Here is a 24,261-nt window from a genome sequence, read left to right on the forward strand (position 1 = left end):
GGTTGTTCGCGTAGCGTTCTTTTGAGGAGCAAGGAAGTATATCTGTACAGAAAAAACTGTTTCTGTACAGGATATATTACCCCCATTCGACCCGGCTACGCCTTACGTCTCAAGGGAATCACCTTGTCTGCTCAAGCGCCGCAGAGGGCTTGAATGAATGGCACGACCAAAGGGTTCCGGAAAACCCGCACACCAACGCCGAACCGAGCAAGTGACCTTCTGGGTCACGCCGTCCGAGCGCGCACGTATTTCCGCCAATGCGGAACGTGCGGGTGTCACCCTGTCTGCATTCATTCGCAGCGTTGCCCTAGGTAAGCCGCTCCGGCAAAAACCCCACGTGCAAGCTGGGGAGCTGATCCGTCAATTGAACGCCGTGGCGACCAATCTGAACCAGCTCCTGGGCCACGCCCAGAATGGCAGCATCGACGGTGCCGAGCACATCGAGCATGTCTTCAGGCGCGTGACCGGCGCGCTCAAGCATTGGACTTCGGACGAAGCCGCACCCAATACGATCGCACCAGAGGTCATTACCCTGATGGTCCACGAAGGGACCCGGCTCAATGGCCTCGCCCGTCAGGCCAACAGAGGCGAGCATGTTCCTGAGAAACAGCTGCTGTCAGTTTTGCATGACCTGACGGCCACGCTCCGTCCGTTCTGTCCATGATCGGCAACCCCTACAAGGGGCGGGGGTTCAAAGGTCTTCTCCGCTATCTGCATGAAGGCAGAAAGGGTGAAGAAAACCCCCATCGCGTGATCTGGTCAGAAGCCCGCAATCTTCCAGACAATGACCCTATGGTTGTGGCTGGAATCATGCAGGCGACTGCGGAGCTTTCGCGTCGCGTGAAGAAGCCGGTGTACCATCTGCCCATCAGCTGGCCACCGGACGAACAGCCGCCGAAAGAGGTGCAGATGCAGGTGGCTGAGACGCTACTCGCTGATCTTGGCCTCTCAGAGCATCAGCACTTGATCGTCGCGCACGACGACGGCGACTGCCCTCATATTCACGTGGTCGTCAACACCGTACACCCGGATAGTGGACGGGCTTGGAACCCGTGGCGAGATGTATACCGGATCATGGAAAGCCTTGAGCGCCAAGAGAAGGAGCTGGGGCTCCGGATCGTGGATAGGCCCGATCTGGAGGAACTGCGCAAAGGCGAGAAAGACCCTGACCGGAAAAAGGAAGCATCTCGCGAGGAAAAACTCCGGGCCGAACGTGAAGGCGACACGCCGCTTGCGAAGTGGTCCGAAACAGAGATGCGCCGCATTCGCAGCGACATCACAACCCACTTCAAAGACGCCACCAGCTGGGCTGACCTGGAAGCCCGACTGGACGCGCATGGCCTGCATCTCAGGCGCGCAGGCCAAGGGTTCCGCATAACCGATGGTGAGCACTTCATGACCTTGTCAAAGGTCGGGAAGCATGCCCGCCAGGATCGGCTCGAAAACCGTTTTCAGGAATCCTGGGAGGATTATGAAATCGATCGGGACCTCACACGTGAGGTGGCCGACCAACTGGAGCCACCAGATGCAGAACGCCCCGAGTCCATCCTTGATGAACTCGAACAGGACGATGATCGCCAGAAGGCTCAGGCTAAAGCCGAGTCTGAGGCGCGCCTCAAACACGCTCTTCTAGCCGCCAATCGCTACGCGTATTTCCGAGACCGCGAAAAACGGGCCACTGAAGCCGCGCAACGCCACACCAAGGATCGTCGTGCCATCCGGCGTGTCCAGTGGGTCAAGGAACGTGTTGCGGAGGACATTGGCAAGGCCAACCGGGAGTTTGAGGACGTTTGTTCTCATCTGTACCGAAACCCGAAAGCCGCCTGGTCAGAGATCGACCGTCGTCTCAAAGCAGGGGAGAACTTTGACGAAATCGATTTGGATACAGTCGGCAAGAAGAAGGGCTGGAAGTTCCTTGGTTTCCGAACCAAGGGACGCAAAGAAGCCAATGAGGCGGCAAAGTCTATGCCGCGTGCGCACCGCAAGTTGGAACGTCTGAGAAATCAGTGGGAAATCAACCAACATGACGAGCTGGAGCTTCACGCGCGGCTTGGTGCATCCGAAGCCGAATACAATGAAGCGATCGCCCAGATAGGCCATCGCGAGCAGCGCCGGAAACGTGGAATGGAGCTGTGGCGTGAGCGTCAGTCAATCGTGACACAGCTTACAGAAGAGGAAATCTGGCGATCTGACCTCGCCGAGGACGAGAAGGAGCAGTTGGCTCGCGCGTGGGAAGAAACGTTGGATTCAGAGCGCCGCAAGGCGTCAAAGGGTCTGCGCAACGAAACGGTGCGGGACTACTATGAAATCCTATATGAGCGCACGCAGGAAACTGAACACGAACCAGAGCGATGACTCGATGAGCTCAGTCGATCTCAGGAGTTTCAAGTCGGTTCTCTAGCCTGTCCAATAAGTTCTCCAGCTTTCTCTTGGTTTGAGGGTGCATGCCACCACCATTGCGCTGGTTGTAATAAGCAACCCGGCTTATCCTTGCTTTCCTACAGAAATCCGAGACATTGATCCCTAATTTCTCGCGTCTTTCATCAATGCTGTTCCATAAGTCAGCGCTGTATAAGGCTTTGCTAGTTCTCACAAAATTCAATAAATTCTTTTATCAATTCAATAAATGGAATATAATGCCTCAAAATTTGAATTAAGCAAATTTTAAATGAAAGGTATATACCAATGAAATCAATAAAAACAATAATTGCATTGTCTGCTATTGTTGTTGCCAGCTTTTCTCTGACGGCGTGTGATGACTCGTCAGACTCTTTGGGCGGCTTCAACATTATCAACAACTAATTTCCCAGGGAGTAATAATGAAAAACAAAATGAAAATTTTGGCGACTGCCGCTATTGCTGTATCTACGGCATTTGTTGGCTTTTCTGCCAACGCCCAACTCTCGCTCAATGGCGTAGTTGAAAAGATTGAACTTGTAGAAGATGCGACGAACTATTTTGGGACGCGCGTCACGATTTATGAACCAAACAACCGCATCGGCGCGAACTCTACTAAAACAGTAGATTTCTTCGATCAGACAAATGGCTCGCGCTATTCACTTCAAAAGCCAGCGGTGGGTGAATATGAGACAGCCATCGTACACTTTTCTACTCTAGAGCTGTCTTCAACGACAGTAGGTATTCCGGTTGAGGACATTCTTGATGATCTTGAGGCAAGCGGCCAGCTGTTTGCTCATGAAGGCAATTCCGTGCTTGTTCTTGGTGATGCTGACCTCGGTGGTGGTGCCGGTTCGGTAGACACCGAAGTAATGGGTGCTGCGGGTGCCGGGAACGTGCCAATGCAGCCAGTAATCGTAACATCCGGTGGGTTTTCGCTTCCTACTCTGAACCTGGGTTTGCCGTCGTCTTCAGCAGCTGAAAATGCTACAGCGATCTCGTTCCTTGGCTTGCCAGCATTTCAGACGATCTCAAAGAACGTGGACAGCTCGAACGTCGGTGACGTGGCTCTTGAAGTGCAGTCTAGCGTTTTCGATGGCGTGACAGGTTTTACGTCAGGCACAAGCAAAATTACGGTTGGCCTGTTTGACACAACAATTCCTGAGAAGCCTGCATACGTGACGACTTTCAAATCGTCTCGCCAAGCAAGCGACACGACAATTGAAGACGTTACCTTCTACGACGTTCCTAACGGTTTTGACTTTGTGCCGCTGGCCTGGTTCGACGGGGATAACGACAAACGTCTTGACGAAGATGAGTATGTAACGGCCCATAACTTCACCGTTTCGACGGCAGCGTTTACGATGGATGCAGATGGCTGGGATTACACCGCAGATGGACCTCACGGTGAGCTGGATGAAGCTGTTGTTCAAATGGGTCCTCGTACATTTACTTTGGAGTTCGGAATGACAGCCGTAGATACGGCGTCAAGCCTGTTAAACAACGCGGCCGCAGCATCTTCTACTGTATCAGTTAACACGATTACACTAGATGGTACTGCTGCTGCTGGTGAAACTCCGGGAACACTCGAAGCGAGCATGACAATCGTTTACGATGTCGCAAACCTCGTTTCAAACACAGTTACCGTTCCTGTAAGCTTCGCAGCCGACGCTGCCGGCAACAACGCTTTGATTGAAAATGGTGAAGTTGCTCATGTCGTGCTGAAGAGCTCATCTTTGGATGTAGCTGGCGCTTCATTTGCTTCTGCGACTGACGTACTTTCAATTGCCAACGTTCCAGCGAAAATTACGACAATCGGTGGTGCCAGTGAGTACGGAATTGAAGTTAACCTAACAAACTTCTCAGCGGCATCTAGTGCTGGTACTGGTTACGGAGCGGTTACTGCAATTGCAGCGACGCAAGCAACTGAGGCAATCGCAAGCGGTGCGGCAAGCCCGGCTATTGCAATTACAACGGTTGACGATAACTAATCTGCAATAATCAAGAAAGCTCCCAACTGGGAGCTTTCGTTTTTTTGGTCTTTTGGGTATAATAAGACCTAACGTGACCAATTGTTTGTTCAGGTCATGGACTTCCTGAAGATAGCCTCGCATCACCGAGGCTATTTTCGTTTTACCGATCTATTCAACGTTGACCTGACGCGAATGAGCAGCAAGGGTACTCACGCAATACGAGAAGAAGGATTCTTTTATGGACTACAAGTGCGTACCATTTGAGCCACCGATAGACCGGAAAGACCCGACGACCGGCGTCGCTTCCAGTCTGGACTCGGTCATTTCTGCCGAGGCAAACGCGGGGTGGGAGTTCGTGGGTCTAGAAAACCACAGCACTGTTGTGCCTGGTTCCAATGGCTGCTTCGGGTTCGGTGCGACAAGCCCTTACGAAAAGACCTTCTCCGTAGCCGTCTTCCGCAAGTGAGATATCCCATAATCTGGGCGATCCTGCTGTACCAGCGGGTCGCCCCGACATCCTTGCGGGAGCGATGTATCTTCAAGAAGAGCTGTTCCAACTATGTTCTGGAGGGTGCTCGTGAGAAGGGGACCTTTGAGGCGTTTAGGCGTCTCAGGGAGCGAGTCAGGCGGTGTAAGCCAGGCTATGCGCCGATCGACACGGAAGCCGCAGGTCACAATGATCTGTTCCTGTTGAAACTCTCCGATGGTTCGATCGTAGAGGAATCAGACCTGTCCGACCGGCTGAGAAATGAGTTTGGCCTTCTTTCCTGTGAAAGGGCGGAACTCAAGTAAGAATTTTACAGATGTGTATCCATTGGGTACACTTTCAGCGGATGAAAGACGCCGGTCTCCGCATACGCGTGCAGCGCGAGCTGCGAGAAAGCTTCGTAGAAGCCTGTAAAGCCCAGGACAAACCTGCGGCCCAGGTACTTCGGGAGTTTATGCGGGAGTATGTTGAGCGCACACAAGCAACGCAGTCCCAATCTGCGAAGAACGAAAATCGAGGAAGCAACAAGTGAACGCCGTTGAAATCGAAGAGGCAATTTCCGCCCTGGCCGAGCAGCCATTTGACGAGGCCGAGTTTCCCTATGCCTTCTTGGAGGCATTTGGAAACAAGGCAACAACGATTAAACGTTTGCGCACCGGTTCATCTAATAAGTCCGACCTGGGTGGCGTTCTTCAGACTAATAACATCCATCTCAAAGTCTGTGATGATGAAACGGTTTCCCAAACTCTAACCGCGCTGAAAGCGAGCCCAGCTACAGCCAAGGCCAAAGCGAAATTCGTCCTGGCGACTGATGGTGCCGATCTTGAGGCTGAAGACCTTGCAACTGGAGAGACGATTGCCTGCGCATTCAAAGACTTCCCAGATCACTTTGGTTTCTTCCTGCCTTTGGCCGGGATCAGCACGGTCAAGCAAATCCGCGAAAGCGCCTTCGATATCAAGGCGACCGGACGCCTCAATCGTCTTTACGTTGAGCTCCTGAAGGACAATCCGGAATGGGGCACAGAGGCTCGCCGCCACGACATGAACCACTTCATGGCCAGACTGATTTTCTGCTTCTTTGCCGAAGATACCGATATTTTCAACGAACCAGATCAGTTCACCGGCACGATCAATCGTATGAGCGAAAAGGACAGCTCGAACACCCATGAGGTGATCAGTGAGCTGTTTCGTGCCATGAACACTAAGGCAGCGGATCGCGCCGCTGCGAATATTGCCCGTTGGGCAAACGTTTTCCCATATGTGAACGGTGGGCTGTTTTCAGGCAGCACGGACGTTCCAAAATTCTCCAAGATCGCACGGTCCTACCTGCTACACATCGGCAGTCTGGACTGGACCAAGATCAACCCGGATATTTTCGGCTCGATGATCCAGGCGGTTGCGGATGATGAGGAACGCGGCGCACTTGGAATGCACTACACGTCCGTCCCGAACATCCTGAAGGTTCTGAACCCGCTTTTCCTGGATGATTTGCGTGAGAAACTTGAGGAAGCGGGGGACAACCCTCGCAAGCTTCTCAATCTGCGCAACCGCATGTCCAAAATCAGGGTTTTTGACCCGGCCTGTGGGTCCGGAAACTTCCTTGTTATCGCGTACAAAGAAATGCGGGCGATTGAGGCTGAGATCAATGAACGTCGTGGCGAGGCCGAACGGCGGACCGAAATTCCACTGACAAATTTCCGGGGCATCGAGTTGCGCGATTTCCCCGCCGAAATCGCGCGGCTGGCGCTGATCATTGCTGAATATCAGTGTGACGTGACCTATCGCGGCCAAAAGGAAGCTCTGGCAGAATTCCTGCCGCTGGACGCCATGAACTGGATTACCTGCGGTAATGCCCTGCGCCTTGATTGGTTGAGCATCTGTCCCCCTACGGGAACGGGAGTAAAACACCACGCCGAAGATCTATTTATGTCGCCGCTCGAACAGGCGCAGATCGACTTCGAGAACGAGGGTGGTGAGACTTATTTATGTGGGAACCCACCTTACCTTGGCTCAACATGGCAATCCGCGGAGCAAAAGGAAGACCTGAAGCGTATCTTTGAAGGGCGCACCAAGAGTTGGAAATCGCTTGATTATGTTGCGGGTTGGTTCATGAAGGCAACTGATTTTGGAACGCATACAAAGAGCGTCGCCGCATTTGTTTCCACGAATTCGATATGCCAGGGACAACAAGTTCCCATCTTGTGGCCTTTAATTTTTCAATCTGAACACGAGATTGCGTTTGCCCATACCAGTTTTAAATGGGCTAACCTTGCTAGTCACAATGCTGGTGTCACAGTTGTAATCGTTGGGATATCCAATAACTCGGGACCACAAAGAAAACTCTTTTCTTTAAATGAAAATGGAGAAACGGTTAGCCGAGAGGCCACAAACATAAACGCCTATTTGGTTGCCGGTGCTGATATTGTCGTCCAAAAATCCCGAAAGCCGCTTACCCAAGTTGCAGATATGAGTTTCGGTAATAAGCCTGTCGATGGTGGTAATTTGCTTTTGCGCCTCGATGAGGTGGAACAGTTGGGGCTTGATAAGAGACAACGCGAGCGCTTCATTCGCCGGATATATGGATCTGAAGAGTTTATTCAGGGCAAGGGAAGATATGTTCTCTGGATAGAGGATGAACACCTTGATGAAGCGATGGAAATTGTTTCAATCCGTGAGAGAGTTGAGGGTGTTCGCGCTATGCGGCTTGCGAGCCGAGACAAAAGCGCCAATGACATGGCGACTAGATCGCACCAAATGAGAGAAATGAACATTGGGAAATCTCACACTATTGCGATAGCTGCTATCTCGTCAGAAAACCGCCCGTATCTCCCATGTGGTTTATTGAGTGACAGTCAGACTGTAACAAATAAGGTATACGCGCTTTACGACGCCCCTTTATGGAATATGGCATTAGTTGCATCGCGCCTGCACTGGGTGTGGATTGGAACCGTTTGTGTGCGATTGGAGATGCGCTTCAGTTATTCTAACACTCTTGGTTGGAATACCTTTCCCGTTCCAAAACTCACTGAGAAAAACAAGGAAGACTTAAAGCGTTGCGCCGAGGACATCCTTCTGGCGCGTGAAGCGCATTTCCCCGCGACCATCGCTGATCTGTACGACCCGGAGAAGATGCCCGCCAACTTACGCGCCGCCCATGATCGTAACGACGAGGTGCTTGAACGTATCTACATCGGTCGCCGCTTCCGCAACGACACCGAACGGCTGGAGAAACTCTTCGAGCTATACACGAAAATGACAAAAAAGGGGGCGGCTTGATGGGCGCAACCTACGAACCAGGCGGTGACGCCAAGGCAATTTCCCGCATCGCTAAAACCCATTTTGGGGGCAGCTACAAAATCATGTTTGAAGCCCACGGCTGGGAACTTGAAGATGGACAGCAGTATATGCATCAAGCCTCTTCTCGGATCAAAGATACCTACGGGTCGATCGCGGCCTTTGAGGCCCATTTCGATAGCAAGGATATTCAATGACTAAAAATGTTCCCTCAGTTTCAGTAACCTACGCCCAAAACGGCAGCTCAACCAAGTCAAACGAGCTGGGCATGCGGGCAATGCAGGAACGTGCCTATGAAAAGCGGGGCGAACAGTATCTTCTGATCAAGTCGCCGCCTGCATCCGGCAAAAGCCGCGCGCTGATGTTCATCGCGCTCGACAAACTGCAAAACCAAGGGCTCAAACAGGCGATCGTAGTGGTGCCCGAGAAGTCTATCGGATCGAGCTTCAACGACGAGCCACTGAGCAATTTCGGCTTTTGGGCGGACTGGACCGTCGAACCAAAATGGAACCTGTGCAACTCACCCGGCACGGATGGTGGCAAAGTCAAATCGGTTGGTGCGTTCCTTGAGAGTGGCGACCAAGTATTGGTCTGCACTCATGCCACTTTCCGCTTTGCCGTCGAGAAGCTTGGCGTCGAAGCGTTTGATAACCGCTTGGTCGCTGTAGACGAGTTCCATCACGTCTCAGCCAGCGAAGACAGCATTCTTGGCTCTCAGCTCAATGAGTTCATCGCCCGCGACAAGGTGCATGTCGTGGCCATGACCGGCAGCTATTTCCGGGGCGATGCCGTGCCGATCCTTTTGCCTGAGAACGAAGCCAAATTCGACACGATTACCTACACCTACTATGAGCAGCTGAATGGGTACAAATACCTGAAAACGCTCGATATTGGATACTTCTTCTATTCGGGTTCCTATGCCGACGATATTCTGAAGGTCCTTGATCCGAACGAGAAAACGATCGTGCATATCCCGAATGTAAATTCGCGCGAGAGCACTAAGGATAAGCACCGAGAGGTGGAGCACATCATTGACGCTCTAGGTGATTGGCAAGGCACGGACTCAGAAACTGGTTTTCAGCTTGTCAAAACGCCCGAAGGGCGCGTGCTGAAAATCGCTGATCTAGTGGATGATGAAGCGGCCAAGCGCGACAAGGTATCGGCGGCTCTCAAGGACCCCGCGCACAAGGATGATCGGGATCACGTTGATATCATCGTCGCCCTGGGTATGGCCAAGGAAGGTTTCGACTGGATTTGGTGCGAACACGCATTGACGGTAGGTTATAGGGCAAGTCTCACGGAGATCGTGCAAATCATCGGTCGCGCGACCCGTGACGCTGAAGGCAAAACCCGCGCAAGATTCACTAACCTTATTGCAGAGCCAGACGCCGCTGAAGAGGCGGTGACAGAGGCGGTGAACGATACGTTGAAGGCCATCGCAGCCAGCTTGCTAATGGAGCAAGTTCTTGCGCCCCGTTTCAACTTTACTCCGAAAACCAAAGCGAGCGGGCCTGTCGAAGGGTTCGATTATGGCGAAGGCGGGTACGATCCGGATAAGGAGAACGTTGGTTTCAATGAGGAAAGTGGACAATTCCAAATCGAAATCAAGGGCCTTGCTGCACCCAAGAGCAAAGAAGCCGAACGTATTTGCCAGGAAGACTTGAACGAAGTCATCACAGCTTTTGTACAAGATAAGACTGCCATTGAGCGCGGCCTCTTTGATGAAGAGTTAGTGCCGGAAGAGCTTACCCAGGTTCGTATGGGAAAGATCGTTGGTGCAAAATTCCCTGAACTGGACGCTGAAGACCAGGAAGCCGTCCGGCAGCATGCTATTGCCGCCTTGAATCTCACGCAGAAGGCCAAGGAAGTAGCCTTATCGACTGCGGAAGAAGGTGAGACCACTGGAAACACCGCATTGATCGATGGCGTCCGAAAGTTCGCAATGGATGTTCGCGAGCTCGATATTGATTTGATCGATAGGATCAATCCTTTCGGCGAAGCTTATGCAATCTTGGCGAAAACCATGAGCGAGGAAAGCTTGAAGCAAGTCGCAGCGGTGATATCGGCTAAGAAGGTGCAACTAACTCCGGAAGAGGCGAGAGATTTGGCTCGTAGGGCCGTTAAGTTCAAGCAAGAACGTGGCCGTTTGCCCTCAATCACTTCGCCGGATGCCTGGGAAAAGAAAATGGCTGAAGGCGTGGCGTACCTCGCGCGCATGAAGCAGGAGGCCGCAAATGGCTAGAGAATTTACGCAAGAAGACGACGCGCTGTTGGCGGAACTCGGTGTCGAGGTCGAAGCAAAAAAAGTTGTTAGTCGAACACCCCGCGAGGAACGCATCATTGCGGGTTTTGAAGAGATTCAACGGTTTTCCGAAGAACATGGGCGCTTGCCTGAACATGGCGAAGATCGTGATATCTTTGAGCGCTTGTATGCCGTTCGGTTGGATCGCATCAAAGAGCTTGAAGAGTGCCGGGAGTTGGTTGAGCCAATGGATACCACTGGCCTGTTATCTGGTAATTCACCTACTCCCGCCCGCGATGCCGAAGACCTGGATGATGACGCGCTTTTGGCCGAGCTAGGCATAGAGTTAGAAGCTCCACCGATAACCGAGTTGAAGCATGTTCGTTCGACGGCTGAGAAAAAGGCCGCTGAAGAAATTGCCAATCGAGAGCGCTGCGAAGATTTCGCCAAGTTCAAGCCTTTGTTCACAGAGGTTCAGAACGACTTGGATGTGGGCGTGCGCACGACCCGAAATATTCGAAAACAAGCAGGGTTCCTCAAAGCAGACATTAAGAAAGGTGAGTTCTTCATCCTGAGCGGTCAAACCTTGTATGTCGCTGAGGTTGGAGAAGAAATTCGAGCACCAAACGGAGAGACAGACGCCAGGCTGCGTGTGATTTACTCAAATGGCACAGAGAGCAACATCCTGCTTCGCTCGCTGCAAAGAGCTCTATACAAGGATGAAACAAGTCGGATTGTTACTGATCCTAGCGGTCCTGGCCCTCTGTTTTCATCGGAAACTGACGACGACGATTTGGCGAGTGGATTGATCTATGTACTTCGCAGCAAATCTGACCACCCAACCGTCGCTGAACATCGCGATGTGCTTCACAAAATCGGCGTGACGAGCGGAACGGTCGAAAAACGTATAGCGAATGCCAAGCTTGATCCAACCTTCCTGATGGCGGAGGTGGAGGTCGTTGCCACTTATGAACTCTACAACATAAACAGGACGAAGCTAGAAAATCTAATTCATCGAATTTTTGAATCCGCGCGGCTCGATGTCGAAATAAAAGACCGCTTCGGACATCCGGTAACGCCGCGTGAATGGTTCCTAGTACCGATGTTTATCATCGATGAAGCTGTCGAACGGATCAAGGACCGAACCATAGCGGGCTATATCTATGATCCTGCCAGCGCAAAACTAAGAAAAAGGACCGGCAGTGAGTGAACTGAAGACGTGCTTCAAACGGGTCGATTACGACCTCGACGGGCTTTTGCATTTCATTGATTTAGGCGACATAGCTTTGCCCGACATACAGCGACCATTCGTATGGTCGAACGCCAAGGTGCGTGATCTGTTTGATTCAATGTACCGTGGATTTCCGGTTGGGTATTTTCTGTTCTGGGAGAACACGAATGAAACCGGCGTGAAACAAATTGGCGTCGGTACCAAGCAGCACAACACAGCTGCCCGTCTCATTGTTGACGGACAACAACGTCTCACTTCGCTGTACGCTGTCTTTCGTGGCCAAAAGGTTCTGGACGCGGATTACAAAGAGCGGCAGATCGAAATTTCATTCCGTCCACGGGACGGTAAGTTTGATGTTGCGGATGACCTGCCCCCCGGGGCTCCCTCATTCATAACGAGAGTTTGCGGGTCTGGTATTCATATTCTTCGTCGTCAGTTTGGGCAAGCGCGCCGGACGCGGAGCCCTCAAATTGCTCAAGCGTCCGGCGCGCTTCTGCGGGTGTCTGGTTTCCGAGCGATGAGTGCGGCCTGACGTTGTTGTAGTCGTAGCGCCAGAGGGCCAGCTTTCGCCGCGCATCCTCCAAGCTGTCGAACATCTCTTCGTTCAGCAACTCGTCCCGGAGACTGCCGTTGAAGGACTCGATGAAGGCGTTCTGCTGGGGCTTGCCCGGATCAATGTAATGCCAGTCCACGCCGTTGTCGTTCGCCCATTTCAGGATAGCTCGACTAGTGAACTCTGTGCCGTTGTCGCTGACGATACTGGCCGGTTTGCCGTAAAGCCGGACCAGGGCATCCAGTTCCCGCGCGACACGGGCACCTGAGATGCTGGTATCCGCCATCAGGCAAAGGTTCTCGCGGCAGCAATCATCGTTCACCGCCAGAATACGGAACCGGCGTGATGCCCCGAACGTGTCGGACAGGAAGTCCAGAGACCAGCGTTCCCCCGGTCTCGGCGCCCCCGGCATCGGCGTCCGTGAGCCGCGCGCCCGCTTGCGGCCCCTTCGTCGCCTGACGCCCAGCTTTTCCTCCGTGTACAGCCGATACAGTTTCTTGTGGTTCATGATCATTCCCTTGCGCTCCAGCATCACCCCGATCCGCCGGTAGCCAAATCGGCGGCGCTTGGCCGCGACCGCTTTCATCTCCTTGCGAATCTCAGGATTGTCGGGCGGGCGTTCGCGCCTGACGGTTTTGGGATCGACGCCAACGAGCCTGCACGCTCGGCGCTGCGAGATGTCATGATCCCGCATCGCCCTCAACGCTGCATCCCGCCGTTCAGTTGGCGTCGTCAGCTCTTTCCCAGCAAATCCTTCAGCACGACATTGTCCAGCATTGTGTCCGCCAGCAGCCGCTTTAGCTTGGCATTCTCGTCTTCCAACGACCTCATCTTGGCGACGTCGGAAACCTCCATGCCGCCATACTTCGACTTGTATTTGTAAAAGGTGCCCTGGCTGAGGCCGTGCTTGCGGCACACCTCTGCGGTCGGCATCCCGGCTTCCTGTTCCTTGATCATCCCGATGATCTGCGCCTCGGTGAAACGGCTCTTTCGCATTCGTTTGCTCCTTCAAAAGGTTGAGCAAACTCTACATCAGAACGAGGGAAGTTTCGGGGGGCAGGTCAGCTTGAAACGCGTGACATAGAAAAAGATGAGGAAGAAGGCGGGCACTATGCCGCGCACATCCTTATCAGGAAAACACCAGATCAGCATGGTCGGCACTTGATTATGATCGAGAAGGTGCCTGGCATCTATCTTTCTTCAGTCAAAGATCATTTAGCCTGGGTTTGCAAAAGCGCCCTGTACGAGAAGGAAGTGCAAGATGACGATGGTAATCCCAAGCGGTTTCGACCTGTTTTTGAAATCGATGGGCACCAGTCCAGAACGATCCGGGAAGCGCTGAGAACGGGTACGCTTCAGGACATCGAGTTCATCAGCCACGAAGAAAACCATGAAGACGGCTTGGATGAAGATCCAATCGTCGAAGAGGTTGTCCATGAGGCCAGGTGGGAAGTGAAAAAGAGAGTCTCGGAAGATCAAGCGCGCACAATCTTCGGTCGAATTGGTGGTTTCCTAGGAGGTTTTCGCGGCGGCGCGGACGACACGCAGATTTTCGTAAGGATCAAAGCTGCTAACGGACAAATCAAACGTACGGAGGTCCACCACAATGGTGATGAAATCCTCGAACAGGCTTTTGTTCAGAACGAAATCGTTAACGACTTTGATCCACCTTTGACGCAGCGCTACGAGGCGTTCCGGCACGATATGATTCAGAAGATGCTCGAAGTCGCCAACAATGTAGGCGACTGACATGGCTCTTCAAAAACACACCAAGGTCTTTACGGTCTTCTCGTTCCTTCGCCTCCGTAGCCCCGACATCTATTGGTACCAATGGGTTTATCCGACAGTTTTGTTTGCATTGACTTACGGTGGGTACCAGTTCTGGGGGGATCAATTTCTGTCGTTCGACAAAGACAAGATGATTGGGGATATCAATGCGCTGATGGGTATCCTTGTCGGGTTTTACATCGCAGCGCTCGCAGCGGTGTCGAGCTTTTCGAACGAGAATCTTGACCAGGTTATGAAAGGGCGTGCGCCCACTTTAACAACCGTGCGCAAAGGTGATGAAATCAAGGAAACTCTCACCAGACGGCGGTTCCTCGCCATCCTTTTTGGATACTGTGCAACTCTGGCAATCGTTCTTTACGTTTTTGGTGTTGTCCAAGCCCACATGACGATCGTGCAATCTTCTGTGGCCTGGGCGCAAGCGTTGTTGAGCATAGCCGGATACGTTGCTTGGGGGCTTTACGTATGGATTATCTCAAGTCTTCTCGTCGTGACCCTGCTGGGGCTTCACTACCTCGTTGAGCGGATGCATAGGGCGTGAGAACGTGTACGAAATGCGGTGGCACGCGATTCAATTCTTGGAACAGGTGCATGGATTGCCGCAATGAGCGCGCCAAGCGGCGCGCAGAGCGCATCAAAGCGAACGGCGGATCGCACACCAAGAAAGAGTGGGAGACCCTCCTAGCAGCGTCTCCGCGATGTGCTGAGTGCAAGCGGGAATGGTGTGAGATACCAGCAAGGCCCGACAAGCGCTATAAGCATGTCTGGACCAAGGCACACATCGTGCCAGTTTACCATGGTGGTTCAAATGACATCAGCAACATTCAAGCCGAATGCTACCAATGCAATTTTAAGAAAAATGCTGGCCGCTTGAAGAAGTAGCGTGCAGTAATCCAGGACAAGGACGATATTGTAGCGTTTAGAGTAAGCGAGAGTTATACGGTGAATTCATTCAAAGTTCCCACTTTTCAGGAGCTTGCAGTGCCGATATTAAAGCATATCCGGCATGATCACACAGCTTGGCGTGAACTTCGCAAAGATGTGGCAAAATCATTTGGTGTGCCGCCCAACGGGTTCTCCGTTTCTAACCCTGTGGGTAGCAAGAACTCCTTTCAGGCAAATTTCGATCTAGCATTTGCTCATCTCAAACAGGCTGGCTTGGTTGTGCAAGAACGGCGGCCAAAGCCCGCAAATCCTAGGAAACTTCAGGCAGTTATTTCTCTGACGCCGGATGGTATTCAAGTGCTGATGTCCGGCGGTACCGTAGAGTTTCCAGAAACAACTGCAAAGCGAGACCTAGCTAAGGAAGCTAGTAAGGCATCGCGCCGGGTCAAAACTCCTAAGAAGAAAGCGACTACTGCTGCTGTACCGAAACCGAGGCGCGCCAACATACTAGGTGCAGAAAAATCCATCATCGAAGGGATTCCGACAGCGAGCTTGGAAAGGCTGTTCGCGCTTTGGGTGCAGAATGTGCAGCGCGTAGGAGACCCAGAACAACGTTTCAAACACGAAGCCGCAAAACGTATCATTGTGGCAGTAGAAAAGGAGTGGGAACGTAGGCTTCCGTATATTCGTCTAAACCCGGATCACTTCAAATGGCCCAGCACAGAAGCCGACAGGGGAACAGGGGGATTCGAAATCGGGAACGCGCCAGATGTAGGTATGTTAGCTTATATGGAATACCGTGTTGGACGCACCAACGGTCAGCCAGTTGGCGTTCGGCGGGCTATTCTTGATCGTGTGGTAGAAGGTACGCTGCCACTGTACGGCGGTATCCAGTACTATGATCAATGGGGTAAGCCAAATAGTGCCGCTCGGCTGCAAAAACTGGCAGAGGCAATTGCGGCCTTTACGCGTAATGCAAAGCGTCGTGGAAAAGTACGACTTGCAGATGCCATTTCCGAATGGGAGGCGGACCTAGAGTACCTGTACAAGAGCTACTATTTGCCCCGATTTGGCTTCGGTTGGCCAAGCACATAGGCATTCTACAAGCGTGCAAAAATCAACACTTATGCACGGATGAATGTATTCAATTAAAACAAAGGCTTGGCGCGTGCAAAAGTTACGTGCATAATTGTCTGATGAAAAAAGTCGGATATGCTCGCGTCTCGACAGCGGGCCAAGCCTTGAACGCTCAGCTTGATCAGCTTGGCGAGTTTGGCTGCGAACTCACTTTCAGCGAAAAGGAGAGCGGTTCCAAATCCGATCGACCAGAGTTGCAAAGGGCTTTGGCAGCCTTGGGCGAAGGAGACGTGTTGATTGTTACTCGATTGGATCGACTGGCAAGATCAACCCGTGATCTTTTGGAAATCGTCCATCACCTAGAAACAGTAGGAGCAACCCTAAAATCGATATCGGACGCATGGGCCGACACAACTACTCCGACGGGGCGTTTGATACTAACAGTACTGGGTGGCCTTGCTGAATTTGAACGTTCCTTGATTGCGGAACGTACGGCAGAGGGCAGAGCCAGGGCAAAGGCAGAAGGGAGGCGACTGGGAAGGAAGCCGAAACTGACAAAACACCAACGAGCTGAAGTTTTGAGGATGCGCAACCAGGGGATCAGCAACGCCGAAATTGGACGCATCATGGGGGTATCGAGGTCTACGGTGTCACGAACTCAGAGAGCCTAATATCCAGCTAGGGGGGCATGGCTGCCTACAGATCATACATCCGGTAAGCTAGTGCCTAGTTAGTCACTAGGCATCTACCACAAATCTGATTGCTGCTTGCTAGGTAGTGCAATTTTGCCACCTAGGCTGTTCAGAAAACCTGACGATCTTACGATTTTTTTCTTCCCGTCTTGGAGAATTGATTGCTCACATGGTCAAATGAAAAGAAAAAAGAAAGAAAAAGGATGCCTGTTGTAGTATTCGCAAACTCAAAAGGCGGTGTCGGCAAATCCACTTCAGCTGTTGTCTTCGCGCAAGTAGTGGCGCGCAGAGGCGCAAGCGTTTCGTTGCTTGATGCTGATCCAAATCAACCATTGTCCACTTGGTACTGTCGCGACGAGAAGCATGTCCCAAAGAACTTGCAGCTTGTTTCCGGCGTGAATGAAAACTCCATAACCGATGCTATCGACAGGGCATCTGAAGAAAGCGCGTTCGTAGTCGTGGACCTAGAGGGTTCTGCAAACATGGCAGTTTCATATGCAATTGGAAGGGCAGACTTGGTTTTGATCCCGATGCAAGGCAGTCAACTGGATGCTGACCAAGCCTCTAGAGTTATCGGCCTGATTGAAAGAGAGCAAAAAGCATTCAGGAGGGTTATCCCTTACAAGGTATTTTTCACCCGCACAAACCCCGCAATTAGGTCAAAGGACCTCAGACATATTCAAAAAGACCTGGATGAAGCTGGGGTTCCTCGCTTAGCTGTTGAGATGACTGAAAGGGCGGCATTTCGTGCGGTAATGCAGCTGGGTGGCACGATTTATGACCTTTCGCCAAGAGAGGCGTCAAATCCAACTGCGGCAATCGAAAACGCCGAAGCCTTCGCACGAGCGGTTACAGAAGCCATACAAGAACAGGAAAGGGCGGCGGCATGAGTAGAGAACGACCTAAGACCTTTGGTGCGCATGGCGATCCATTGGACAAAGTTTCCGAAATGAAGCCGTTACGCCGCGAGAACAAATCCTCTAACCGCCAAATGCAAGAAATCGCCAACGATGTTGGATTTACTTCACGTGAAGTTAAGGGAATGGCGGCGTTTGATGCCAGAAGTCTTCGTGCGACCAACAGAACTGCGCAGCTAAATATCAGCGTGAAAACCGAAACAAAGACTCGGTTCTGGCGATACGCGCAGGAAAACGGCTTCACTGTTGGAGAAGATGCGCTTTTACACCTTCTGAAAAAAGCAACAAGATAGACGCGTAGCTTCGACCTAACGCCTGTTTGGTAAGCAGATAAAGAGATAGTCGTCCGGCCCTTCATAAAGGCTGCCGAAGAAGTGTGTGCTTCCTGCCCGTCGCACGCGGTAGATTGAGAGGTTCTCACGAGACCTGAAAAAGCTAATCTCAACCGTACCTACTTGTTGAGCTAGTGTAGCTTTCGCGTCTCTTAGGCTGTCAAAGTGTTGATGTTTTTTGTTCATCTGGCTTTCCTTTCCGTTTGTTCGAAATTCCTCTTGGATGGAAAGGCGAGCTTTCCGCCAGGCACTCGGTTGGTGCGGGCACCTGGCTTGGGAATAGTGAGGCGTGCTTCCAGTTCGAACTGACCAAACGTAAAGGAATGACTGAGCAAGAAACAAATTGCCGATAAGCCTTGGTTTGAGCGGCAACACATAAGCTCTACAGATGCTCACCTGGTTGAGCAGATACCTCGACGTTTTGTCGAAAAAACTGTATCGCCTGTCAGGCTTCGGTCGATCAGGCGACCTCCCAATCGAAGGGCCGCTCGTCTGAGTGGCCCTATCTTTCAAAAGGAAACAACCCTGCCTTTCGGCAGGGCTGTCCCTTCAAGCTGCTACGGAATGTAGATCGCTTCAGTTCAATTGTTGGCTGGGGCCATTCGATGGCTTTCCACCCAATCTGCAAATGCAACGCGGTCGATATAAACCCGGTTAGAGATTTTCACGATCGCGAAGAGAAGCCCGTTCGTCTCCGCATTGAAGATATACCAACGGAGCTTTTGCTCAGTCAGGAAGGGGGTTTCGTTCACAAGCTGTTTGACAGTCCGCAGGTCCTCATAGCTAGCTTTCATTGCATAGCACCTTGTTCTAAAAGAAGAAGAAAAGATAACTATCCCGACTGAGCTTATCGATTTTCCGGCTTCAGGCAAGGTGGTAGTTTCGACTTCGGTGAAAGCCAGGAAGTATTGAGACTAGTTGTGGTGGCACGCCAGCAGTTGAGAAGAACTGCCCCCAAAGTGCCCCTAAACCCAAAATCTGCCCCTGACCCAAAAAACAAAAAAGCCCTCAAGTCTTTGCGACTTAAGGGCTTTTTATGGCTCCGGCGGTAGGGATCGAACCTACGACCAATTGATTAACAGTCAACTGCTCTACCGCTGAGCTACGCCGGAACGGTGGCCGTGGTATAGAATTTCGCACCTCTGCCGTCCAGAGGAAAATCGCACCTGTTCAAAGGTTTTTTCAACCCGGTTCAAAAAGCGTAACATGATCCCCTAACACCTTGTGTTCAGAACCGAATATCGCCAGCGTCATGCTGCACCACGATTTGGAAAAGCGGTTCTCAGGCACACATATGCAGCGAGAGAAAGCCCTCAGCTTCGCTCCAAATCTCTGCCAGCAACTCCATATCGCGAACTTCGTTTTCTTCCGCCATTTCGATCTGCAGCATGAACTCACGGAATCTGGTCAGCCCCAAAACGGCCGCAGATCCTGCAAGGCGATGCGCTTCCTGCCGAAGGGCGGCTGTCAATTCCGGGGCTGTCGACAGGTCTGCGCGCAATCGTTAAACATCCTGACAGAAAGTCACCAGGAAACCGCGGGCGCGTTCCGGCCCCAAAGCCTCGAAGAACTGGACGATATTCTCGTTTGTCGGCTCATCGGCCAACGCTGGTGTCTTGCCTGCTCTGCGCGCGATCAGGTCAGCCCGTTCGCGCTTGCTGATGGGCTTGGTGATGACCTCGGCAAAGCCTGCTTTCAAGATGCGGGCATGATCTTCGGGTGCTGCATGGGCCGTCAGGGCCACAATGTCGGTACCTTCAGCCAGCTTGCGCTCGCGAATCCGGCGGATGGCCTCGATCCCGTCGACCTCGGGCATGCTGATGTCCATCAGAATGAGGTCGAAGCTGCCCTGCTCTGCCGCTTCGACGGCCTCAAGGCCACCGGCGGCAGAGGTGACATCCTGCCCCTGCTGCACGAGCATCTGTTCCAGCAACAAGCGGTTGATATCATTGTCCTCTACAATGAGAACTGCACTAGATCCGCTTTGCGGGTGCGCAGCAGAATCGGGCATGTCCAGCGGGGCGGTGGCCATCGGCAAGGGAATAGACATCGTGAACAGGCTGCCCTCCCCCACTTCACTTTCGCAGGAGATCTGACCGTCCATTGCCAGAACGATCCGGCGGGTGATCGCAAGGCCAAGCCCAGTTCCCTCATTGCCGCGGCGGTAGCTCGCATCCAGCATCGTGAAGTCTTCGAAAATGCGCTGCTGGTCCTCCTCTGGAATACCGGGGCCTGTATCCGCGACCTGGAATTCGACCTGATGGGTTTCACCAATGCGTTGGATATCAACCGAGACGGCGCCTTCCTTGGTGAATTTCAGCGCATTGGCGATGAGGTTAAGCAGTGCCTGCTGGATGGCACGCGGGCGCCCCGCCACAACGGAAGATGCGCCAAGGCTACAATGGAGACTCAGATCAATTCCGCGGCTAAGCGCCATGGCCTGCTGGCTCTCCAGAAGCCCTTCGACCAGCTCTTGCAGATCGAAAACGCGGATCTTCTCGGGATCGACGCCTGCCTCCAGACGCGACAATTGCAAGACATCGTTGACGTGATGCAACAGCAGCTCTCCGGACACACGCATGGCCTGCAGGTAGCGGGCCTGCTCATGACTGGGCTCAGTATCCTCCAAAAGGTCGATTGCTCCAAGCACGCCAGTCAGAGGGGTACGCATTTCGTGGCTCATGACTGTCAGGAGGTTTGCCTTGGCCCGCTCGCCGGCCAGAGCATCATCGCGGGCCGTGCGCAGTTCTTCTTCGGCGGCCATGCGGTCGGATATATCACGCAGGAAGCTGACAAAGACCATATCCTGGCCTGTCTGACTGATGGACAGGGACAGCTCTACCGGGAAGACCTCGCCCGACTTGCGCAGCCCTTCGAGCTGGACGCGCCCGGCACCGATGACACGTGTCTCACCACTTTCAAGAAAGCGCTTCATGCCCCGGTCGTGGGCCTCGCGCAAATGCGGCGGGATGATGAGGTTTTGCATCTTCTGGCCGATCGCCTCAGCACTGCTATAGCCAAAAATCGCTTCTGCAGCCCCGTTAAAGGCTAGGATACGGCCCTCACGGTCGACCACAAGAATTGCATCCAGCGAAGAGGCAATCATCGCCTCCATCCGAGAGGCGGCGCGGCTGCGGTCTTCGGCGAGAAGGCGGCCCCGCCTGTACATCCGGGCGAGCATCAACGCGGTTATGGCAAGGACAACGAAAAGGCCCAGCACAACCCAGGCCAGCTGGGACAATATACTGAACAGCTTCAGGCGCTTGGCCTTGGTTCCCTCGACCTGGATGACGACTCCGAAGAGCGCAAGTTCGCGCACCTCATCCCCGTTGGTGATCAGTTCGGTTTCGACAAGAGGGATGTTCTGCAACAGCTGTTCGTCACTGACATCGATAAGTTCAGCCATCCGATCCAGCCGTCCACTCAGCTCGCGCAAAAGAGCACCGCCAGTCGCGCTTTGACGCAGTTCCTCGAATAGAGGGCTTTCGACGATCGTCGCAATGCGGCTGTAATAGATGTCGAACCTGCGGCGCAAGTGGGGCAGATCGGCGCCCTCGCGAACGGCGTGCACAGCAGCTTCAAGCTTCAGATGCTCCACCTCGGCCTGGGACATCACCCACTGCATGTTGTCAGTGGCAGCAGTCGACAATCCTTCGAGCCGCAAAAGCACCTGATGGCCCAGGCGAACGGACTGAACCGTCAAAAGCGGCAGCACAACTAGTGCAGCCGCCAAAACCCAGCGCGATGCCAGGGGAAAACGCCAATCCGTCTGCTGTGTCACGGATCCTCCATCTTACCGTTGGACGTCGATCCGCTCCAACTGCCAGATGCTTCGGGAGTAGACCGCTTCCGACTTATACGCAGGATTACTGTCGTAAGGGTAAACGAGCCAAAGGGGGCCCTTTGAACGTACCGACATTTCCTGACCGTTACGCAGATAGGCAACAATCGGCCCACCTTCGACTGCATCTGCAAGCGGAACCTCAACCATATAGTCATTGATCGCACGCGCTTCGAGAACACCCTCGCTCACACCAAGATGTGCGGCCAACGTCTGCAAGGACACGCCGGTGAAGGTCTGAACGCCCGATGTCCAGATTGTCTCTGTTTCAAAAGACGTCTCTCCCAATGCGGCAAGATCGGCGCGCGTAAAGGCCAGCGTCTGCGGATCATCCCCCTTGATCTCTACTGTCAGCAGAACCGGGCCATCCGACGCGGCCTGAGCAATGGGGGCGGCGCCGGGCCACATCAGCAGGGCGAGTGCAAACAAAAGGCTACTCAAACGGATCATGGAAAACTCCTTTGTGACTGAGACCTGTTCAGTTAGCGCGCACTATGTCAGTTGCGGCTCCTTTTGACACCAGCACCTGCGGATATGTTCCTATCCTTTCGGATAGGTCGAGGAAACGAACACCTTTCATTTTAGGGTTGTGGACATCTGGACCGTTCTGATTTTAAACATCTTTGCCTTTGTCTTCCCAAGCTTATGAACCAGCTATCGCGAAGCGACTTAACTATTGACCGCTCAGGCAGTAAACTCAGAAGTTGATACTTATGAAACCCTTTTGGGGTAGCGTGGGCACTCGACGTCTAATCAAGACTCAGGAAATAAATGCGTATTCTTTTGGCAGATGACCATGACATGGTCCGGGAAACGATATCAGCCTATCTCAGAAATGAAGGCGGAGCTGAGGTCTCTTTGGCGACGGATCTTTCTGGCGCCATGGACCTGATTTCATCCGAAGGGCCATTCGATCTTGTTCTCCTCGACTATCAGATGCCGGGGATGATGGGCCTTGATGGTCTTGCAAAGGCGCTTTCGGCAAACGGCGGAAAAGGGGTCGGCATCCTATCCGGCAGCGCGCCTGCCAATACTGCCAAGGCGGCCCTGGACGCCGGTGCCATCGGCTTTATTCCAAAGACCATGGGTGCCCAGTCCCTCCTCAATGCCGTTCGTTTCATGAGCGCAGGGGAAGTCTACGCTCCGGTAGAACTGATGCGGGCAGAAAGTACATCTGCAACGCATCCTCTCGCCGAACGGCTCAGTCCGCGTGAGCTCGAGGTGCTGGACGGCTTGTGCCGCGGACTTTCGAACAAGGAAATAGCGCGCGAGCTGGACTTGCAGGAAGTAACCATCAAGCTCCACGTACGCACCCTTTGTAAAAAGCTGGACGCAAAAAACCGCACTCAGGCAGCACTTACTGCCAAGGAAGCCGGCCTCTTCTAAAACCTTTGCCTAACCGTCTGGAAGCGCGATCCCCCGCAAAGCAACCTTCTGTGGCCCTGCGGGGTCCGCTCTGCCGTAGCGCTGTCCGACTGGGGAGGCCGGAACCTCGAAGGCGCGGGCAGAATACGTTTTATTTTGTGCTCAACCCCGCGCGCATTCACGCGCTACGTTAAGCGGCCAGGGTACTGGCAGATGCCTGCAGCCCCTCTAGAGCCCAGTTGCGCTGCTCAAGTGCCAGATCCCGTTCCCAGATGGCTCGTTCATCTGCAGCCACATCCGCGCAGATCGCTACCACGGTTTCCATGCGCGTGAGGATCGCTGTTTCAAAGCTCTCGGGGTTGATGCGCCCATAGGCCTCTGAGGCAAGGCGCAGAAATCCACCGCCCGCGCGCATTTCTGCGACCGCCCGTTTTGTCGATTGCAAAAACCGTGGCGCGTAGCGTTTGAATGCGGCAAGCAGGCTCCCGGCACGCACCAGATAAACGCCAGCACTGCAAAAGCTCTGCGGGTCACGCGATATCTCAGAGACGCCGACGGAGAACAACGCCTGAACGGGCTGACCGCTGCGGACGCGCGACAAGGCGCGCACATGACCGTATGGACCGCTCTGGTTCCCGGTCACCAGCACCATGTCGCCCCGGAACGCAACAGGCATCGCCTGTTCCATGGCCCTACGGAACGCATCATCTTCGACCTCGGCATGATGTGCAGGCAGGATGAGCAACAAAGCTTCGGGGTCATGTTGGAACCGAAGGGCAAGCGCAGCCAGCAAGGCCGCTGTCTTGGTGTGGCACGGTTCTATGATCAGATCCCCACTCACACCAGCCGCGTCCATCTGCTGTCTTGCCACAAAGCGGTGGGCCTCGCACGCGACAACAGTTGGTGCCGCAAACAGCGGATGGTCAAGACCTCTCAATACCGATTGAAACCGGCTTTCGATTGCCGCCTCCGCGCAGAAATGTGGTGGCAGAGCGCTGTCTGTCGGTTGCGCCTCGCCCTGCAGGCCTGCGAGTACCACTGGGTAGATCATGACGTATTCCTTCCGGATGCCGATATCTCTGTAGTACCCGTTTGCCGCCAGCAATACTCCTATCCATGGGGCGCCGCGGCGCGTTCAAAAGGATAGGCAGCATACGCCTTTCAAGAAACGTCCTTGCGTAGCTGGAAAA

General features: G+C 53.2%; 23 protein-coding genes, 1 tRNA gene and 1 pseudogene. 18 read left to right on the plus strand and 7 right to left on the minus strand.

What is annotated here, in order from left to right; translation table 11 throughout:
* The first annotated feature begins 157 nt into the window (after positions 1–157).
* The 10 genes and pseudogenes from INS80_RS17660 to INS80_RS19495 form a co-directional block, all read left to right on the plus strand.
* Positions 158–664 carry a plasmid mobilization protein gene (locus INS80_RS17660; RefSeq protein ID WP_192966878.1) on the plus strand — a complete coding sequence of 169 codons (507 nt, stop codon included), beginning with the start codon at positions 158–160 and terminating at the stop codon, positions 662–664.
* On the plus strand, positions 661–2,355 hold the full coding sequence (locus INS80_RS17665) for a relaxase/mobilization nuclease domain-containing protein (RefSeq protein WP_192966879.1): 1,695 nt from the start codon (positions 661–663) through the stop codon (positions 2,353–2,355). The genes INS80_RS17660 and INS80_RS17665 overlap by 4 nt, the downstream gene beginning before the upstream one ends.
* A 464-nt stretch (positions 2,356–2,819) precedes the next feature.
* Positions 2,820–4,388: a hypothetical protein gene (locus INS80_RS17670; RefSeq protein ID WP_192966880.1), complete on the plus strand. Its 1,569-nt coding sequence runs from the start codon at positions 2,820–2,822 to the stop codon at positions 4,386–4,388.
* A 220-nt stretch (positions 4,389–4,608) separates the two neighbouring features.
* On the plus strand, positions 4,609–4,836 hold the full coding sequence (locus INS80_RS17675) for a hypothetical protein (RefSeq protein ID WP_192966881.1): 228 nt from the start codon (positions 4,609–4,611) through the stop codon (positions 4,834–4,836).
* A complete protein-coding gene (gene yidD / locus INS80_RS19490) occupies positions 4,833–5,162 on the plus strand; it encodes a membrane protein insertion efficiency factor YidD (protein ID WP_192966882.1) in 330 nt (109 codons plus the stop codon). Before INS80_RS17675 ends, yidD begins: the two co-directional genes overlap by 4 nt.
* A 223-nt stretch (positions 5,163–5,385) precedes the next feature.
* Positions 5,386–8,133: a class I SAM-dependent DNA methyltransferase gene (locus INS80_RS17685; protein ID WP_192966883.1), complete on the plus strand. Its 2,748-nt coding sequence runs from the start codon at positions 5,386–5,388 to the stop codon at positions 8,131–8,133.
* Positions 8,133–8,348: a hypothetical protein gene (locus tag INS80_RS17690; protein ID WP_192966884.1), complete on the plus strand. Its 216-nt coding sequence runs from the start codon at positions 8,133–8,135 to the stop codon at positions 8,346–8,348. The genes INS80_RS17685 and INS80_RS17690 overlap by 1 nt, the downstream gene beginning before the upstream one ends.
* Entirely contained in the window at positions 8,345–10,393 is a 2,049-nt protein-coding gene (locus tag INS80_RS17695) for a DEAD/DEAH box helicase (protein WP_192966885.1), read from the plus strand. The genes INS80_RS17690 and INS80_RS17695 overlap by 4 nt, the downstream gene beginning before the upstream one ends.
* Complete coding sequence (locus INS80_RS17700) at positions 10,386–11,603, plus strand: GIY-YIG nuclease family protein (RefSeq protein WP_192966886.1); 1,218 nt, start codon at positions 10,386–10,388, stop codon at positions 11,601–11,603. The genes INS80_RS17695 and INS80_RS17700 overlap by 8 nt, the downstream gene beginning before the upstream one ends.
* Positions 11,596–11,952, plus strand: a pseudogene (locus tag INS80_RS19495) (DUF262 domain-containing protein); the annotation flags it as partial. The gene INS80_RS17700 and the pseudogene INS80_RS19495, both read left to right, overlap by 8 nt.
* A gap of 61 nt (positions 11,953–12,013) precedes the next feature.
* Here the strand turns inward: INS80_RS19495 and INS80_RS17710 are convergent.
* Positions 12,014–13,173, minus strand: a protein-coding gene (locus INS80_RS17710) for an IS3 family transposase (RefSeq protein WP_192966887.1) whose coding sequence is annotated in 2 segments (ribosomal slippage) — positions 12,014–12,924 and positions 12,924–13,173 — 1,161 coding nt in all. Because the reading frame shifts where the segments join, the coding sequence is not laid out codon by codon here.
* 171 nt (positions 13,174–13,344) lie between these two features.
* On the opposite strand from INS80_RS17710, the gene INS80_RS17715 reads away from it, so the two are divergent.
* From INS80_RS17715 to INS80_RS17745, 7 genes are all read left to right on the plus strand, one after another.
* Positions 13,345–13,926: a hypothetical protein gene (locus INS80_RS17715; protein ID WP_192966888.1), complete on the plus strand. Its 582-nt coding sequence runs from the start codon at positions 13,345–13,347 to the stop codon at positions 13,924–13,926.
* Between the two features lies 1 nt (position 13,927).
* Positions 13,928–14,503: a hypothetical protein gene (locus INS80_RS17720; RefSeq protein WP_192966889.1), complete on the plus strand. Its 576-nt coding sequence runs from the start codon at positions 13,928–13,930 to the stop codon at positions 14,501–14,503.
* A 50-nt stretch (positions 14,504–14,553) separates the two neighbouring features.
* Entirely contained in the window at positions 14,554–14,844 is a 291-nt protein-coding gene (locus INS80_RS19500) for an HNH endonuclease (protein ID WP_192966890.1), read from the plus strand.
* A gap of 60 nt (positions 14,845–14,904) precedes the next feature.
* Positions 14,905–15,942: a hypothetical protein gene (locus tag INS80_RS17730; RefSeq protein ID WP_192966891.1), complete on the plus strand. Its 1,038-nt coding sequence runs from the start codon at positions 14,905–14,907 to the stop codon at positions 15,940–15,942.
* Between the two features lie 101 nt (positions 15,943–16,043).
* The gene (locus INS80_RS17735; protein WP_192966892.1) at positions 16,044–16,595 is read left to right on the plus strand and encodes a recombinase family protein; all 552 of its coding nucleotides are present in this window, start codon (positions 16,044–16,046) and stop codon (positions 16,593–16,595) included.
* 182 nt (positions 16,596–16,777) lie between these two features.
* On the plus strand, positions 16,778–17,506 hold the full coding sequence (locus INS80_RS17740) for a division plane positioning ATPase MipZ (RefSeq protein WP_226892662.1): 729 nt from the start codon (positions 16,778–16,780) through the stop codon (positions 17,504–17,506).
* Positions 17,503–17,826 (plus strand): hypothetical protein, encoded by a 324-nt coding sequence (locus tag INS80_RS17745; protein ID WP_192966893.1) that lies wholly within the window; start codon positions 17,503–17,505, stop codon positions 17,824–17,826. The genes INS80_RS17740 and INS80_RS17745 overlap by 4 nt, the downstream gene beginning before the upstream one ends.
* A 620-nt stretch (positions 17,827–18,446) precedes the next feature.
* On the opposite strand, the gene INS80_RS17750 is transcribed toward INS80_RS17745, so the two are convergent.
* The 5 genes from INS80_RS17750 to INS80_RS17765 form a co-directional block, all read right to left on the minus strand.
* Complete coding sequence (locus INS80_RS17750) at positions 18,447–18,659, minus strand: DNA-binding protein (RefSeq protein WP_192966894.1); 213 nt, start codon at positions 18,657–18,659, stop codon at positions 18,447–18,449.
* A gap of 243 nt (positions 18,660–18,902) precedes the next feature.
* Positions 18,903–18,977 (minus strand) — tRNA-Asn (locus INS80_RS17755).
* 170 nt (positions 18,978–19,147) lie between these two features.
* On the minus strand, positions 19,148–19,366 hold the full coding sequence (locus INS80_RS19505) for an Hpt domain-containing protein (RefSeq protein WP_369411431.1): 219 nt from the start codon (positions 19,364–19,366) through the stop codon (positions 19,148–19,150).
* Between the two features lie 3 nt (positions 19,367–19,369).
* Positions 19,370–21,646 (minus strand): hybrid sensor histidine kinase/response regulator, encoded by a 2,277-nt coding sequence (locus tag INS80_RS17760; protein WP_369411432.1) that lies wholly within the window; start codon positions 21,644–21,646, stop codon positions 19,370–19,372.
* 12 nt (positions 21,647–21,658) lie between these two features.
* Positions 21,659–22,156, minus strand: coding sequence for a putative pterin-binding protein (locus INS80_RS17765; RefSeq protein ID WP_226892663.1), 498 nt, complete (start codon positions 22,154–22,156; stop codon positions 21,659–21,661).
* A gap of 321 nt (positions 22,157–22,477) precedes the next feature.
* Between INS80_RS17765 and INS80_RS17770 the strand changes: the two genes are divergently transcribed.
* Entirely contained in the window at positions 22,478–23,092 is a 615-nt protein-coding gene (locus tag INS80_RS17770) for a response regulator transcription factor (RefSeq protein WP_192966895.1), read from the plus strand.
* 169 nt (positions 23,093–23,261) lie between these two features.
* Here INS80_RS17770 and INS80_RS17775 read toward each other — a convergent pair whose 3' ends face one another.
* Positions 23,262–24,122 (minus strand): glycosyltransferase family protein, encoded by an 861-nt coding sequence (locus INS80_RS17775; protein WP_192966896.1) that lies wholly within the window; start codon positions 24,120–24,122, stop codon positions 23,262–23,264.
* Positions 24,123–24,261: the final 139 nt, after the last annotated feature.

Source organism: Phycobacter azelaicus, assembly GCF_014884385.1.
Lineage (GTDB): Bacteria > Pseudomonadota > Alphaproteobacteria > Rhodobacterales > Rhodobacteraceae > Phycobacter > Phycobacter azelaicus.

Excerpts from the sequence above, each read along its gene's own strand:
- INS80_RS17665 (WP_192966879.1), top strand. The coding sequence starts at position 661 with ATGATCGGCAACCCCTACAAGGGGCGGGGGTTCAAAGGTCTTCTCCGC.
- INS80_RS17715 (WP_192966888.1), top strand. The coding sequence starts at position 13,345 with ATGATCGAGAAGGTGCCTGGCATCTATCTTTCTTCAGTCAAAGATCAT.
- INS80_RS17695 (WP_192966885.1), top strand. The coding sequence starts at position 8,345 with ATGACTAAAAATGTTCCCTCAGTTTCAGTAACCTACGCCCAAAACGGC.
- INS80_RS19500 (WP_192966890.1), top strand. The coding sequence starts at position 14,554 with ATGGATTGCCGCAATGAGCGCGCCAAGCGGCGCGCAGAGCGCATCAAA.
- INS80_RS17720 (WP_192966889.1), top strand. The coding sequence starts at position 13,928 with ATGGCTCTTCAAAAACACACCAAGGTCTTTACGGTCTTCTCGTTCCTT.
- INS80_RS17660 (WP_192966878.1), top strand. The coding sequence starts at position 158 with ATGGCACGACCAAAGGGTTCCGGAAAACCCGCACACCAACGCCGAACC.
- INS80_RS17700 (WP_192966886.1), top strand. The coding sequence starts at position 10,386 with ATGGCTAGAGAATTTACGCAAGAAGACGACGCGCTGTTGGCGGAACTC.
- INS80_RS17675 (WP_192966881.1), top strand. The coding sequence starts at position 4,609 with ATGGACTACAAGTGCGTACCATTTGAGCCACCGATAGACCGGAAAGAC.
- INS80_RS17775 (WP_192966896.1), bottom strand. The coding sequence starts at position 24,122 with ATGATCTACCCAGTGGTACTCGCAGGCCTGCAGGGCGAGGCGCAACCG.
- INS80_RS17750 (WP_192966894.1), bottom strand. The coding sequence starts at position 18,659 with ATGAAAGCTAGCTATGAGGACCTGCGGACTGTCAAACAGCTTGTGAAC.
- INS80_RS17690 (WP_192966884.1), top strand. The coding sequence starts at position 8,133 with ATGGGCGCAACCTACGAACCAGGCGGTGACGCCAAGGCAATTTCCCGC.
- INS80_RS17670 (WP_192966880.1), top strand. The coding sequence starts at position 2,820 with ATGAAAAACAAAATGAAAATTTTGGCGACTGCCGCTATTGCTGTATCT.
- INS80_RS17735 (WP_192966892.1), top strand. The coding sequence starts at position 16,044 with ATGAAAAAAGTCGGATATGCTCGCGTCTCGACAGCGGGCCAAGCCTTG.
- INS80_RS17770 (WP_192966895.1), top strand. The coding sequence starts at position 22,478 with ATGCGTATTCTTTTGGCAGATGACCATGACATGGTCCGGGAAACGATA.
- INS80_RS17765 (WP_226892663.1), bottom strand. The coding sequence starts at position 22,156 with ATGATCCGTTTGAGTAGCCTTTTGTTTGCACTCGCCCTGCTGATGTGG.
- INS80_RS17745 (WP_192966893.1), top strand. The coding sequence starts at position 17,503 with ATGAGTAGAGAACGACCTAAGACCTTTGGTGCGCATGGCGATCCATTG.